The 13,094-nt window shown below is 67.9% G+C and carries 14 protein-coding genes; 11 read left to right on the top strand and 3 right to left on the bottom strand.

Annotated elements, in window-relative coordinates; genetic code table 11:
- Positions 1 to 12: 12 nt before the first annotated feature.
- From sctJ to sctU, 11 genes are all read left to right on the top strand, one after another.
- A complete protein-coding gene (sctJ, locus tag N1F91_RS15745; RefSeq protein WP_289993725.1) occupies positions 13 to 867 on the top strand; it encodes a type III secretion system inner membrane ring lipoprotein SctJ in 855 nt (284 codons plus the stop codon).
- A complete protein-coding gene (locus N1F91_RS15740) occupies positions 864 to 1,673 on the top strand; it encodes a hypothetical protein (protein ID WP_289993724.1) in 810 nt (269 codons plus the stop codon). Before sctJ ends, N1F91_RS15740 begins: the two co-directional genes overlap by 4 nt.
- Positions 1,652 to 2,317: a hypothetical protein gene (locus N1F91_RS15735; protein ID WP_289993723.1), complete on the top strand. Its 666-nt coding sequence runs from the start codon at positions 1,652 to 1,654 to the stop codon at positions 2,315 to 2,317. Before N1F91_RS15740 ends, N1F91_RS15735 begins: the two co-directional genes overlap by 22 nt.
- On the top strand, positions 2,314 to 3,702 hold the full coding sequence (gene sctN, locus N1F91_RS15730) for a type III secretion system ATPase SctN (RefSeq protein WP_289993722.1): 1,389 nt from the start codon (positions 2,314 to 2,316) through the stop codon (positions 3,700 to 3,702). Before N1F91_RS15735 ends, sctN begins: the two co-directional genes overlap by 4 nt.
- On the top strand, positions 3,699 to 4,211 hold the full coding sequence (locus N1F91_RS15725) for a YscO family type III secretion system apparatus protein (RefSeq protein WP_289993720.1): 513 nt from the start codon (positions 3,699 to 3,701) through the stop codon (positions 4,209 to 4,211). The genes sctN and N1F91_RS15725 overlap by 4 nt, the downstream gene beginning before the upstream one ends.
- Positions 4,198 to 5,016, top strand: a complete 819-nt coding sequence (locus N1F91_RS15720; protein WP_289993719.1) for a hypothetical protein — start codon at positions 4,198 to 4,200, stop codon at positions 5,014 to 5,016. The genes N1F91_RS15725 and N1F91_RS15720 overlap by 14 nt, the downstream gene beginning before the upstream one ends.
- Complete coding sequence (locus N1F91_RS15715) at positions 5,013 to 6,110, top strand: FliM/FliN family flagellar motor switch protein (RefSeq protein WP_289993718.1); 1,098 nt, start codon at positions 5,013 to 5,015, stop codon at positions 6,108 to 6,110. Before N1F91_RS15720 ends, N1F91_RS15715 begins: the two co-directional genes overlap by 4 nt.
- 79 nt (positions 6,111 to 6,189) lie before the next feature.
- Complete coding sequence (gene sctR / locus N1F91_RS15710; RefSeq protein ID WP_289993716.1) at positions 6,190 to 6,831, top strand: type III secretion system export apparatus subunit SctR; 642 nt, start codon at positions 6,190 to 6,192, stop codon at positions 6,829 to 6,831.
- A gap of 44 nt (positions 6,832 to 6,875) precedes the next feature.
- Entirely contained in the window at positions 6,876 to 7,145 is a 270-nt protein-coding gene (gene sctS, locus N1F91_RS15705; RefSeq protein ID WP_289993715.1) for a type III secretion system export apparatus subunit SctS, read from the top strand.
- A gap of 7 nt (positions 7,146 to 7,152) precedes the next feature.
- The gene (sctT, locus tag N1F91_RS15700; protein ID WP_289993714.1) at positions 7,153 to 8,013 is read left to right on the top strand and encodes a type III secretion system export apparatus subunit SctT; all 861 of its coding nucleotides are present in this window, start codon (positions 7,153 to 7,155) and stop codon (positions 8,011 to 8,013) included.
- Entirely contained in the window at positions 8,010 to 9,134 is a 1,125-nt protein-coding gene (gene sctU, locus N1F91_RS15695) for a type III secretion system export apparatus subunit SctU (RefSeq protein WP_289993713.1), read from the top strand. The genes sctT and sctU overlap by 4 nt, the downstream gene beginning before the upstream one ends.
- 48 nt (positions 9,135 to 9,182) lie before the next feature.
- Here sctU and N1F91_RS15690 read toward each other — a convergent pair whose 3' ends face one another.
- The 3 genes from N1F91_RS15690 to N1F91_RS15680 form a co-directional block, all read right to left on the bottom strand.
- Positions 9,183 to 9,575, bottom strand: a complete 393-nt coding sequence (locus N1F91_RS15690; protein ID WP_289993712.1) for a type III secretion system chaperone — start codon at positions 9,573 to 9,575, stop codon at positions 9,183 to 9,185.
- A gap of 145 nt (positions 9,576 to 9,720) precedes the next feature.
- A complete protein-coding gene (locus N1F91_RS15685) occupies positions 9,721 to 10,311 on the bottom strand; it encodes a hypothetical protein (RefSeq protein WP_289993711.1) in 591 nt (196 codons plus the stop codon).
- Between the two features lie 158 nt (positions 10,312 to 10,469).
- Positions 10,470 to 12,902, bottom strand: coding sequence for an FHA domain-containing protein (locus N1F91_RS15680; RefSeq protein ID WP_289993710.1), 2,433 nt, complete (start codon positions 12,900 to 12,902; stop codon positions 10,470 to 10,472).
- Positions 12,903 to 13,094 lie beyond the last annotated feature (192 nt).

Below are 13,094 nucleotides of genomic sequence, written 5' to 3'. Positions count from 1 at the left end.
GAACGGCTGATCGTGGTGCTTACCAAGACAATTGCGAACCTTCCATACCGCTCGCAGGCGGCGGCTCGTCCATGCGGGCGGCGCCGGTTCCCGTCGCTTCGGCTGGCGGCCGCCGGACTGCTGCTCCTTCTCGCAGGGTGCCAGGCCGACCTCTATTCGAACCTGACGGAGACCGAAGCCAACGAGATGCTCGGCGTGCTGCTCGCCAACGACGTCAGTGCCGACAAGAAGGCGCTGGGCGAGGGCGTCTTCACGCTCGTGGTGGGCAAGGACGACATCCTGCGGTCGCTGGATATCTTGAAGAACAGCGGCCTTCCGCGCATCGAGGGCGCCTCCATGGGGCAGGTCTTCGCCAAGTCCGGCATCGTGTCCTCGCCGTTCGAGGAACGCATCCGCTACGTGTATGCGCTGGGCGAAGACGTGGCGAAGACCATCCAGCAGATCGACGGCGTGCTGACCGCCCGCGTTCACATCGTCCTTCCGGAGAAGGCGGAGTTCGGCCAGGAGGTGAAGCCGTCGTCGGCCGCCGTCTTCATCAAGCAGCGGCCGAAGGTCGACCTCGACTTCCTGGTGCCGCAGATCCGGCGGCTGGTGTCCAACTCGATCGAGGGTGTCTCGTTCGACAACGTCGCGGTCGTTCTGGTCGAGGCGCAGGAGGTGCCGCTGATGCCGGTCGAGCGCGATGCTCCGCAGGTGCGGGACGTGCTGCCGGGCGTCAAGGTGGCGGTCGCGTCGATGGGCACGATGTGGATGTGGGTCGGCGGTTTTGCGGCCGTCCTCGCCCTTTCGCTCATCGCCAACGTGATCCTGATGGTCACGCGGGGGCGGTCGGGCAAGTCCGCTCCGGCCCGGGAAGCGGATGCATGATGGCTCCCGCGATCCCCCGCTCGTTGCGATTGCAGTGCAGCCTCGCGGCGGCGATCAGCAATCCGGCGTCCCTGGTGGCGCCGGATCTCCAGGGCCTTTCGCCGTGGGGTCCGGACCGCCTGGAGCCGTTCCGCGGCGGTCCGCACGGCCGGTTCCTCGCGACCGCCCTTGCGACCGATCTCGGCCTGTCCCAGCTCGTGGCAGGGGAGAGCCTTGGCGTCGGGCTGCGCACCAGGGAGGACGTCCGGCTGGCGCTCCAGATCTCGATCGCCCCGTTTGCCGAACTGCGGGCCGGCGTGCGGCAGCTCGCGGCGGCGACGTTTCGCAAGACGATCGGGAACGCGGTGCGCAAGGCCGACCGCCTGATGCTGTCCGAGTTCATCGGCGAGGAGGCGCTGCTGACCGCCACGCGGCAGGCGGAAACGTTCTGGCCGTCGCTGTCGGTGTTCGACACGCTCGATCCCGGCCTGCTGGCGAGGCCGCCGGAGCCGTCGCAGCCGGACGGGGAGGCCGCAGCCGGTGACCTCGGGCCATGGTCGCGCCCCGTCCTTTCGCGCGAGATCGCAGCGCTGCCCGCGATCCTGCGCCAGACCTGGGGCATCCTGCATGGCTGCGTGGACGCCACCGACAAGACGTCGGGGGCGATCCTTCGCGCCCGCTTCGGCGCCGGGATCGCCGACCTGCTTCCCGCAGCCGGCCTGCTCGGACCATCCGTCGCTGCACGGCCGGTTCCCGCACCCCAGTGCGCGGCCGCCTTCAACCTGCTCCAGCGAAAGGTCCCGGCGTGGTCGACGTCTATCGACTAAGGGAGATCCGGCTGGCGCTCGGATCGGGCAACCGCGTCATCAAGCGACGCGACATGCAGGCGATCGCGGACGCGACGGCGATCGTCGCGGCGGCGCATGAGCGGGCCCGCGAAATCCTCGCGGAGGCCGAGCTGCAGCGCGAGGAGGAGCGCCGGCGCGGCCATGCCGAGGGCACGGCAGCGGCGGAGCGCGACGCCTTCGAACGTCTCCTGCGCGAGCACGCGCAGTTCGACGCAAGCCTCGAAAGGTCGCGCGGCGAACTGACGGACCTTGTGGTGGCCTGCACGCGCGCCATCATCCAGGACGTGAACCCCGTCGACGCCGCCATGTCGCTCACCCGTTCGGCGCTCGGGCGCATGCGGCGGGAGCGGCGATGCCAGCTCTTCGTTCCGAGCGCGCTGCTCGAGCCAGTGCAGGCGCGGATCGCAGACGTTCTGGCGGAGTTTCCCGAGGTCGAACTCATCGACGTGGTGGGCGATCCGGCGCTGTCGCCGCCGACGGTCGTCCTCGCTTCCGCTCTGGGCCGCGTCAAGTGTTCGCTGGACGAAACGGTCGACGCGCTCGCAGACATGCTTCGCGGGGTCCTGATCCCGGTCCGTCCTGCCGCCGAGGCGGCCGTTCCGCATTTCGGCGGTGCCTCATGAACGCCTTCGTCCGACCTGTGCCGGACATGCCGTCGGAAGAGGCGCGGCGGCTCGGCGCGATCCGGGCGATGCCTGCCGAGAGGCTCGGCATCCTGCGCGAAAGGCTTCGCGAGCTGCGGCCCTATCCGCTTCTGGGCCTCGTCCGCAAGGTGGTCGGGACGATCATCCATGCTTCCGCGCCGAGCGTGCAGGTGGGCGAACTCGTCGAACTGCGCACCCCAGCGACGGGCCACAAGCTGATGGCCGAGGTGGTGGGGTTCCTCGGCGACGAGGCGTTGCTGTCGCCGATCGGCGAGACGCACGGCGTGGCTCCGCATACGGAGGTCCGGCCGACCGGTCGCGTGCAGTCGGTCGCGGTCGGGGACGGGCTGCTTGGCCGCGTCATCGACGGGCTCGGCAACTTCATCGACGGCTCGGATCGTCCGTTCGAGCCCGAGACCTACTATCCCGTCTATCAGCTGCCGCCCGATCCGATGAAGCGGCGCGTCATCACCACGCCGCTGTCGCTCGGCGTGCGGGCGCTCGACGGCCTGCTCACCTGCGGCGAAGGCCAGCGCATGGGCATCTTCGCGGCGGCCGGCGGCGGCAAGTCGACGCTTCTGTCCATGCTGGTGAAGGGCGCCGATGTTGACGTGACCGTGCTCGCGCTGATCGGCGAACGCGGCCGGGAAGTCCGCGAGTTCATCGAGCACGACCTCGGTCCGGACGGTCTCGCCAAGTCGGTCATCGTCTGCGCCACCTCCGACAAGTCGTCGATGGAGCGCGCCAAGGCGGCCTTCGTGGCTACGTCCATCGCCGAGTTCCATCGCGACAAGGGGCGCCGCGTGCTGTTCCTGATGGATTCGGTGACGCGCTTCGCCCGCGCCCTGCGCGAGATCGGACTTGCGGCCGGCGAGCCGCCGACGCGCCGCGGTTTCCCACCCTCGGTCTTCGCCAATCTGCCGAAACTGATGGAGCGGGTCGGCATGAATGAGACCGGATCCATCACGGCGCTCTACACGGTGCTGGTCGAGGGCGACGACATGAACGAGCCGGTGGCGGACGAGACGCGGTCGATCCTCGACGGGCACATCATCCTGTCGGCCCGGCTGGCGCAGCAGAACCACTACCCGGCGATCGACGTGCTGGCCTCCAAGAGCCGCGTGATGACCAAGGTCACGTCGCCCGAACACCTTCAGGCGGCGGGCGCGATCAACGAGCTGATGGCGACCTACAACGAGGTCGAGCTGCTGGTGAAGATCGGCGAGTACAAGCCGGGCTCCGACCCGCGCGCAGACCGCGCCATCGCCAAGGTCGAGGAAATCCGCCAGTTCCTGCGCCAACGCACGACGGAGCTGACACCCTTCGACGAGACCGTCTCCCGGCTGCGGAAGGTGGCGTCATGAGCGCGCTTCGACAGTACAAAACCCTGGCCAAGGTCAAGTCGCTGCGGGAGCAGAAGGCGCTCGAGGCGCTGCAGAAGGCGCGGCGCGCCGAACTGGAGGGCGAGCAGAAGGTGGAGCGGCTGACGCGGGAACTCGCCGAGAGCGCCGCCACGCTTCCCGACCGGATCGACGCGCTCTACCGTGCCGTGATCGGCAAGACGATCGACCTCCAGGAGATCGATCTCGTCAAGCACCGGGCCAAGCAGCTCGAGGCCGACCACCAGAAGATCGGCGATCGCAAGGCGCGCGCCGAGCACGCGCTGGTCGCGCTGCGCAAGCAGACGCAGGAGGCTTCGGAAGCCTATCGCGAAGCCCAGATGGACCGCGAGAAATATGACGGTCTCCTCGACGACCTGAAGCGCGAGATTCTCGTCGCGGCGACCACCAAGGAAGAGGCCGAGGTGGAGGATCTCTTCGCGCGCCCGCGCAACCGCATAGCCGGAGAGGAGAGCCGCGATGGCCGGCATTGAGCGAACCGATCATCTGCCGCCCAGCCGGCAGGGCCGGCCGTCGGACCACGAGCCGGCGCGGGAGGAAAATCGCAAGGGAAGCGATCTGTCGGGACGTTTCGGGACCGGCGGAACGCCGTTCCGCGACGGGTCGGGCAAGGGCAGGGATCACCTCCAGGCCCGGGAAAAGGCCTTCGCGCAGGCCCTCCGCGCGAGCGAGGCGCGCGGCGAGCCGGAGGCGAAACCGGGTGTCGCCGCCATGGGCGACATCCTGTCCGGCGGCCGCGATCCGATCACCGACACCAGCCGGGGGGACGGCCGGCCGCACCGGGGCCATGCAGAGGAGGAGGCCGGTTCGATGGTGCTTCTGGCGCGGGCCGGTCCGGAACAGGGCTTTGCCGGCGGTCGTGCCGTCGAAGCTGGGCAGACGCTGTCAACCGACCTCGCCCACCGCCTCGATGCCCTTGCGCGGAAGGTCGGCGATCAGATCGACGCGCAGCTGCGGGTCAACCTGATCGGCACTGGAGACGGCGGTTTTCGCCTCCGCGTCGCGATCGACGATCCTGCGATGGCGTTGAAGTCCATCACCGTCCAGGGGGAGGGCGACGTCCTTTCGGTCAACCTGCATTTCGCGGAAGACATGCTGGACCGCGAGACGCTCGCTACCCTGGCGGGGCAGCTGGCGACCACGCTTGCGGCGCGTTTTCCGCGCCGCACGATCGAGATATCCGGGCTCGCGGTCGATCGCGACAGCGAAGGAGACCGCCAGACGGTCGCCGCCGACACAGCCCCCGCAGGCCTCAGCGCCCTGTTCGCAAGACGATGAACGAGCGCACGACCATCGCTGCAGGATCCTCGCCGCTGGGCGTACCCGTGGCAGCCGTCCTGCCGCGCATCGGCCTGCGCGCCAACCAGATCGAGACCTGGAACAGCCTGGTTTCCGTCGAGGGAACGGAGCTGACGGTTGCCGGACTGGCGGTGGTGTTTCGCCGCCAGCCCTCGTCACCGGCCCGCCGCTTCCGCCATACGCTGAAGTGGATCGACGCCGGCGGCACCCGAACCCTGCTGGCCGCCCTCCAGGCATTCCCGTTCCCGGAGACGCACGGCGCCGACCTGCGCGCCGAAGCCCTGGACGACCTGCCTGGCCATCTCGCCGCCGCCCTGGAATCGAGTGCCCTGTCGCTGGTCGCCGACCGCCTGTCGAAGGCCGGGCTGAAGGTGCCTGCGGTGGAGGCCGGTACCGATGTTCCGCCGGCCGATGCGATCGACGTCGTGGTGCGCATTGGCGGACTGTTCGCGGGGGAGGTGGCGCTTCGGCTCTGCGGTACACCCGGTGCGCTCGCCGGCCTCGCCGGGATCGACGGCATCCTGGCGTTCGCGCGGGTGTCGCCGCTGGCGGATGTGGTGCGCGTGCCGCTGGCGGTGCGTCTCGACGACGTCGTGCTGACGGCCGCCGAGGTGGCGGGTCTCGAGAGCGGCGACGCCATACTGCTGGACGGGGCGCCGCACCGCAGCCTCGTGCTGACCGCCATGCGGCGACGCTTCGACGTGGAACGCACGCAGGACGGCTGGATGATCATGGAGATCGGAATGGAAGGCGACCAGAGCCACTCGCGGGCGAACGAGGGAGCCGTGGAGGCGAGGCCGGGCGAAGCGGCGATGCCGGACCCGTCCCGCATGCCCGTCGTCGTGGCCTTCGAACTCGCGACGATGGATATCCCGATCGGACAGCTGGCCACCTGGACGCCGGGGGCGCTGGTCGACATCGGCCTTGCGGACGTCACGGCAGGGCTGCCGGTGACGGTGAGGGTCGGCGGGCGTCAGCTGGCGCGGGGGGACCTCGTGCGGATCGACGACCGCTTCGCGGTGCGGCTTTCGGCCGTGGGGCCTTGGGCGGACGCCAGGGGCGACGGCACCTGACGAGATCGAGCAGCGGGTTCCGCCAGGCGCCCGCGACGCAATGATGGCGGCGAGCCGCGCAACCTGACCCGGTCCGAAGATGATCGATCCGCTCAATCTCATACTCATCCTGGCGATCGCCGCACTGGTTCCCTTCATCGCGATCGTGGCGACGGCCTACATCAAGCTTTCGGTGGTCTTCCTGCTGCTGCGCAACGCGCTGGGCGTGCAGCAGATTCCGCCGAACTCGGCGCTCAACGCGCTGGCGATCATCCTGTCGGGCTACATCATGACGCCGGTCTTCTACGAGACCCTGCAGATCCTGTCGAACGGGGACTACCGCTTCGACACGGTGGAGAACATCACCACCACCTTCAATGCCGCGAAGGGGCCGCTGATCGAATTCCTGAACAAGCATGCCGACATGCGCGAGAAGACGTTCTTCCTCGAAGCGGCATCGCAGCTCTGGCCGCCGGACGTGCGGGCGACGCTGACACCCGATTCGCTCGCCGTGGTGCTGCCGGCCTTCACCGTCAGCCAGCTGCGCGAGGCCTTCGAGATCGGCTTCCTGCTCTACCTGCCGTTCATCGCGATCGACCTGATCGTCTCCAACATCCTGCTCGCCATGGGCATGATGATGGTGTCGCCCCTCACCATCTCGCTGCCCTTCAAGCTGTTTCTCTTCGTCATGGTCGACGGATGGTCCCGCCTGATCCTCGGACTGGTGGCATCCTATGCGTGAGGCGATTTCCAACCGGCGCGGCCGGCAAGCAGGACGGTGCGGACATGAGTGCTGAAGACGCCCTTCACTACGTGACGCAGAGCATGATGCTGGTCATGCTCCTGTCGATGCCGCCCATCATCGTCGCGTCGATCGTCGGCATCGTGGTCTCGCTGCTGCAGGCGCTGACCCAGATCCAGGAGCAGACGCTGCCTTTCGCCATCAAGCTCATCGCGGTGGCGATCACGATCTCGGCCATGGCGGGGATTCTGGGCTCGGAGATGCTGAACTATACGGAAGGCATCTTCAACGACTTCCCGCGGCTGGTTCGATGAAGCCGCGATGAACACGGTCGTCCTCACGGAGTTGCTGGCGCAGTACAAGCCGCTGCTCCTGGCGCTGCTGCTCAGCATGGGGCGGACCTACGCATTCCTCGCCGCGTCGCAGATCCTTTCGCCATCGGCCGTGCCGCGGCTGGCGCGGACGGCAGCCGTTCTGGTCCTCGTCGCGCCGCTCGTTCCGCTCAATGCAGCCTTCGCGCGGGGCTTCGATCCCGGTGTCGCGACGTTCGCGGCGCTCTTCGCCAAGGAATATGCCGTCGGGTTCCTGATCGGCTTTCTCATCGCCTGGCTGTTCTGGGCGGTGCAGGCGGCGGGCGCCTTCATCGACAACCAGCGCGGTGCCGCGATCGCGTCCTCCATCGATCCTCTCCAGGGGCACGAGACGTCGCCGCTCGGAATTCTCTTCAGCCAGGCCTTCCTGACCTATTTCTTCACCATCGGCGGCTTCCTGCTGGTCATCGATTTGCTCTACTCGTCGTTTCAGGTCTGGCCGGTGACGCGCGGCCTGCCCATCGTCTCGGAGGCGGTCCCGTCGTTCTTCCTCGGCGTGATGGACAGCGGCATGCGGCTGATGTTCGTCCTCGCCGCGCCGATCATCGCCCTGATGTTCCTGGCGGAGTTCGGGCTGGCGATCGTCAGCCGCTTCGCGCCGCAGATCCAGGTCTTCATCCTGGCGATGCCGATCAAGAGCGCGATCGCTGTCCTGATCCTGATCTTCTATTTCTCGACCATGTTCGACGTCGCGGGACGCGAGTCGGCAAGCTTCCGGTCGCTGCTCGACCGCTTCTACGCCATGCTCGAATTCGGCTCTGGCGCGATCGACAGCCTGCCGCCGCCTTCGCCCGGAGGACCACGGCCATGAGCCAGTCATCCGGAGAAAAGACGGAACAACCGACGCTCAAGAAGCTCCGCGACGCCCGCCAGAAGGGCCAGGTGGCGCGGTCGCAGGAACTGGTGACGACGCTGTCGCTGTTCGGCGTGATCGCCGTCCTGTGGATGCTCGGAACGTGGATCTATGCGAGCCTGGTGGAGATGATCGACCTCGCCGCGCTGTTCGCCAGCCAGACCGGCTCCGGCGACAAGACGACCATGATCTCCAGCATGGCCGTGATCTACGACATCGGCGTGGCGATCCACCTTCCGGTGCTCGGGGTCTGCATCCTGATGGGCATCGCCGCCAACTACATCCAGTTCGGCACCGTTTTCTCGCTCGAGAACCTGATGCCGAAACTGGACAAGATATCGCCCGGCAGCGGCTTCAAGCGTATCTTCTCGATGAAGCAGGTTATCGAGATCCTGAAGTCGATCATCAAGATCGTGTTCCTGAGCGTGCTTCTCTACATCGTCATGGAACGGGCGATCGGCGCCTTCATCACGTCGGTCTATTGCGGCATGAACTGCCTGCTCCAGGTGACGGTGAGCATGCTGATGCTGACCTTCGCGCTGAGCGGGCTCGCTTTCGTGATCGTGGCGGTGGCCGACTTCGCCTACCAGAGGCACAGCTTCATCAAGGGGCTGATGATGACGAAGGACGAGGTCAAGCGGGAGTACAAGGAGAGCGAAGGCGACCCGGTGGTCAAGGGACAGCGCAAGCAGTTCGCCTTCGAACTGATCATGTCCGACCAGGTCGGCCAGGCGCGGAAGTCGACGGCCGTCGTCATCAACCCGACGCATCTTGCGGTGGCCATCCGATTCTCGGAGGATACGATGCCCCTGCCGATGGTCGTCGCCAAGGGGCGGGATCTCAACGCGGTCGCGATCCGCGCTGCGGCCGAGGAAGAGGGGGTTCCGATCTTCCGCAACGTTCCGCTCGCGCGCAATCTGTTCGCCGATACCGAACCCGGCCAGTACATTCCCGACGAGACGTTCGAGGTGGTCGCCGAAATCCTCGCCTGGGTGGCCAGCAACCGCGATGTCCTGTATCGCGGGCGGCTGCAGCACGGTGTCATCGACATGGAAGCCGGCGACCACGTCGCCTCGTAGCTCAGCGGCGTCTGCCATCCGCCGAGCCGCGCCGAAACGGCCGGCCGTTCACGGCTGCCTGCCTTTTTCTCCCTGACGCAGTCTCGATACGAGCCTGATGAAGTCGAGGAGGACTCGGTCGAGGTCTCCTGGCCCGGTCGAGGTCACGTCGACACGCTGGCAGAGGAACGGCGCGCCGGCGATGTCGAGCGCGAAGCGGGCATCGCTGTCCCCGCAATCCGCGTTTGCGCGGAGCAGATGGCGCAACTCGTCGTCCGTCGGCTGCCGCCGGTCGCCCGCGACGTGCGCGGCGATCTCCATCACGGTGTCCGAGACACGGACCAGGTACACCGCCAGGGCCTCCTGGGCGACGATCTCGGCCCGGCCCTTGGCATCGAACGAGAGCTGCGGCAGGCCCGTGAGGTCCTTCAGTGCTTCGAGTGCCTCCCGGACGTCTCTCACGGCCGTTGCTTCCGCATGTCTCTGCCCACTTGCGACGCGGGAACGGCTGGCGCGCGCGGGCTCGGCCGGTTCCCTTCGTCGAGGACCGCAAAGGCACGAGGAAACGGACGATCGGTCCGGAAGCCGGCTCTCCGCACGGGAACGGTCACTCGCGTTCCGGTGCGTTCGGCGTGACGCCGAACTGGATGCCGATCAGGAGGCGCTGGGCAGTGTGCTGGTCCTCGCGGAATTTCGGGTTGCCGCGTGCCCGCCGGGCCACGGTGGTCAAGGCGCGGCGCGCTTCGCCCACCTCGCCTCCATTCAGCGCGCAGGTGCCGATCAGGAGGGAGACACGCGGATGGTCGAAGCCCTGGCCGATGAGCCAGTACCCGAGCTCGGTGGCGAGTTCCGGCCGGTTCTCGTGCGCGGCGATGACTGCCAGCCCGAAGACGGAGGGCAAGTGCGGTCGTTCGGGCGGCCTCGCCTGGCCGCCGCTGTAGCATGTGAGGAAGCCGAAAGCCGCGGCAGGACGCAGCCCCAGGCCGAAATGCCGGCACGCGCCGGCATAGATGTGCTCGATGGATGGCTGGTCGCCGTCGATAGGCTCGATCGGCAGATCGTGCCTGCCTGCGCCGCCCGGATGGATCGACCTGATGAGTTCGGCCATCGCCTCGGCGCACGTGCCGAGCGGCGTCCAGAAGGCTGTCGTGAGCGCGGCGTGTCCGATCCGTTCGATGTCGCTGTCGCGGAGCAGCAATGCATGTCGCTCCCATCTGCCCTCGCCGTCATCAAGCCGCGACCGGGATATCGGCTCCACGACAGCAAGCATGTGTACTCCGTTCCTCGGTTGTGGTGCCGGCCGCGATCGGGAGGCGTCCCGGTCAGGCGGCTCGCCCGTGTCGTTTGCCGCACCGGTTATTTCAAGTGCCATGGCATGCCATCTGGATAAACGCGGGCCATGTAGCCCTTCGGGACGCGAACCAGCACGCCCAGTTCGCCAATGCTCGAGATGCGGCTTTCGATGGAGGGGGATGCGCCTTCCTCGAGCGTCTCGCCGCCCTCGATCTGCAGGTAGCGCTCGCCGCTGGTCTTCGCTCCGATGATGGCGAGGTCGTAGCTCTCGTCTTCGCGCAGCAGGAACTGGATGAACTTCGGGTTGCGCTGCGCCTCGCCCAGATAGATGGAGCCTTCCGCCAGTGCCCGCATCGCCGGGCTGCCGGTCCGCATCAGGCAGTCGCGCACACGTGTGGGCGAAAGTCCGGCCTCGAGCACCAGACCGCGCTTGGCGTCGACGAGGTCGTTCATCGCGATCTGGTTGGAGACGCTGAGAAGGTCGAGCCAGAACACCAGTGTCGGCAGCATGTCGATCGAAAGGCGGGAGCCCGGCCAGCAGGCCTGCGCACCCAGCTCGACCGAACGCTCGGCGGGGAGGGGAATTGCCGCAACCTCGGAGACGCGACGGTTGATGCGGCGGAACGCCTGTTCGAGGTCGGCGCCGCGCTCTTCGCCGAGCGCTTCCTGGAGGCGGTCCGTGTCCTTCATGTCGAGCATGGCGCCGGTCGCCTCGTTGAGCTCCTGAAACGCCTGCTGTGTCTCGCCCTGATCGAAATGCGTCGTCGTCGGCGCGTCGCCACCGGGCGGGGCCTCCGCGGCATCCGTATCCGATGCGCCCGGATCCGCTTCGTCGACGAGGACGTCCTGAATCTGTTCCTCCGGTTCCGGAGCCGGAACGATGGAGACTGCCGGCATGGCGCTCGCAACCTGCCGCAGGTCCCCCGCCCGCCTGAGAGCGACGTCGAGCGAGAGCGTCTCGGGCGCGGGGCGCTCGTCCGCGGCGACCGCACGCTCCTCGCCGCCAGGCCGGGCGACATCGTCCTGGCCGGGCGCCTCATCCGCCGCAGCGGAGGCGTCGGAAGTTGCAGGTGGGGCTTCTGCCGTCGCCCCGGCCTCTTCCCCTGCCGTGTCGCCGGGCGACGCTTCGGCCGCAGCCTGGCCCACGGGTTCCGCTCGCGGCCCGGTCTCTCCGGGGTCGGGCTCGGCGCGTGCGCCCGGAGCGACCGCGTCGACGAGCGCCTCGTAGCTGGTCTGGTTGCTGAGCAGGAGGTCGAGCGGGATGGACCGGCCCGGCGTCTCGGCCGCGAGTTCGCCGCTCGCCACGATGATGGGCGTCCGGTCCGCTGCGGCGGAGCCGCTCTGCGGTTCGCGGTCGCTGCCGCCGATGACGACCGTGCGCCCTTCGATCTCGACATAGGACCGGAGCGCCATCATATCCGCGATGCCCGCGGCGTAGGACTTCAGGAAACCCAGCCACGCATCCACCTGGTCGTTGCGGACGGCGCCGGTGGCCTCGATGAGCTGACCTCCGCCGGGCGCGGACGTCAGCCGGAACAGCACGCCGTCGACGATCTTGGACCGCGTCGCCAGCGCGAGAGTTTCTTCGAGGAAGGTCTCGGCGGTGCGGACCTCGGAGCGGACGGCGGAAACGCCAAGCACCTGCTCGGCAATCAGCGTCGACACCTCGTCGACCTTCTCCTTGTCGAGAACCGTGCCCTTCAGGACGACGGTGCCGTCACGCTCGATCGCCACGGTCAGGGGGAGGCCCCGCGCCGCGACCAGCGCGGAAAGCTCGTTTTCGAGAACGTCGCGCGCCCAGAGGCGAAGACGGACGGGAACCTCCGTCTCGCGCACGGCCTCGCTGATCGCCCGGCGTTCCACGAGCGTGTCCACATAGCCCCGCGCGTTGATCGTGCCGTCGACCTCCTCGTCCACCGTCACGTCGGCGGCGAAGGGAAAGCGGCCGACTGCCGCGCGCACGACGTCGAGGTCCGGCGGTCCGGATTTCGAGACGAGGCCGGACAGCGTTGAGCCGCCGCCGGACAGCGCCACTGCGCCGAAGCCGAGGAGCAGGACGAGAACGGCAACGGGAACGCCGTAGCGGATGGCGCTTCTCTCGGTCTTTCCCGGCGACCGCTGCGGTGCGGAAACGGGCTTGTCCACGGAAGCGGACGACAGGAGCTGGTTCCAGTTGGCGCTGGCCTTGGCGACCGCGAAGCGCGTGGTCGCGACGGTGATCACTTCGAGCTGGTCGATGTCGTGCCAGGTCGCGCCGCCGGCGTCGATCGCCAGTCCGGTCGAGGTCGTCACGGCGCCCGCAGCGGCCGCGATGGAGATGGTGCCGCCGGCGATTCGCAGCCTGGCATGCGCCGGCTTGAGGGCGACGTCCGTGATCTGCAGGTCGTCGTCGGCGCCGGAGCCGATGACATACTCGCCGTCCTCGAGCGCGACCTCGACGCCGTTCTGCACGCCGTTGAGGATCTTCAGGATGACCATCTGTCCGTGATTGCTCATCGATCAAGTCCAAGGTGCCTGAACGGCTGCTGTCGTCTCCGCCGTCGCCGGCGCAACTGCCCGGTGGAAGCCGGGCAGTCTCTTTGGTGTCCGGCGACGATCATAGGGCCTTGCAGCCTTGCCACTGTGACCGAAAGCACACGGGACCGTCCGCAGCTTCCCTACCGCGAGGGTGAATCGTTCCGACAGGTC

The organism is Aquibium sp. ELW1220, assembly GCF_030398385.1.
Taxonomy (GTDB): Bacteria; Pseudomonadota; Alphaproteobacteria; order Rhizobiales; family Rhizobiaceae; genus Aquibium.
Note: the sequence above shows the minus strand (reverse complement) of the source record. Positions and strands in the feature narration are given on the sequence as shown.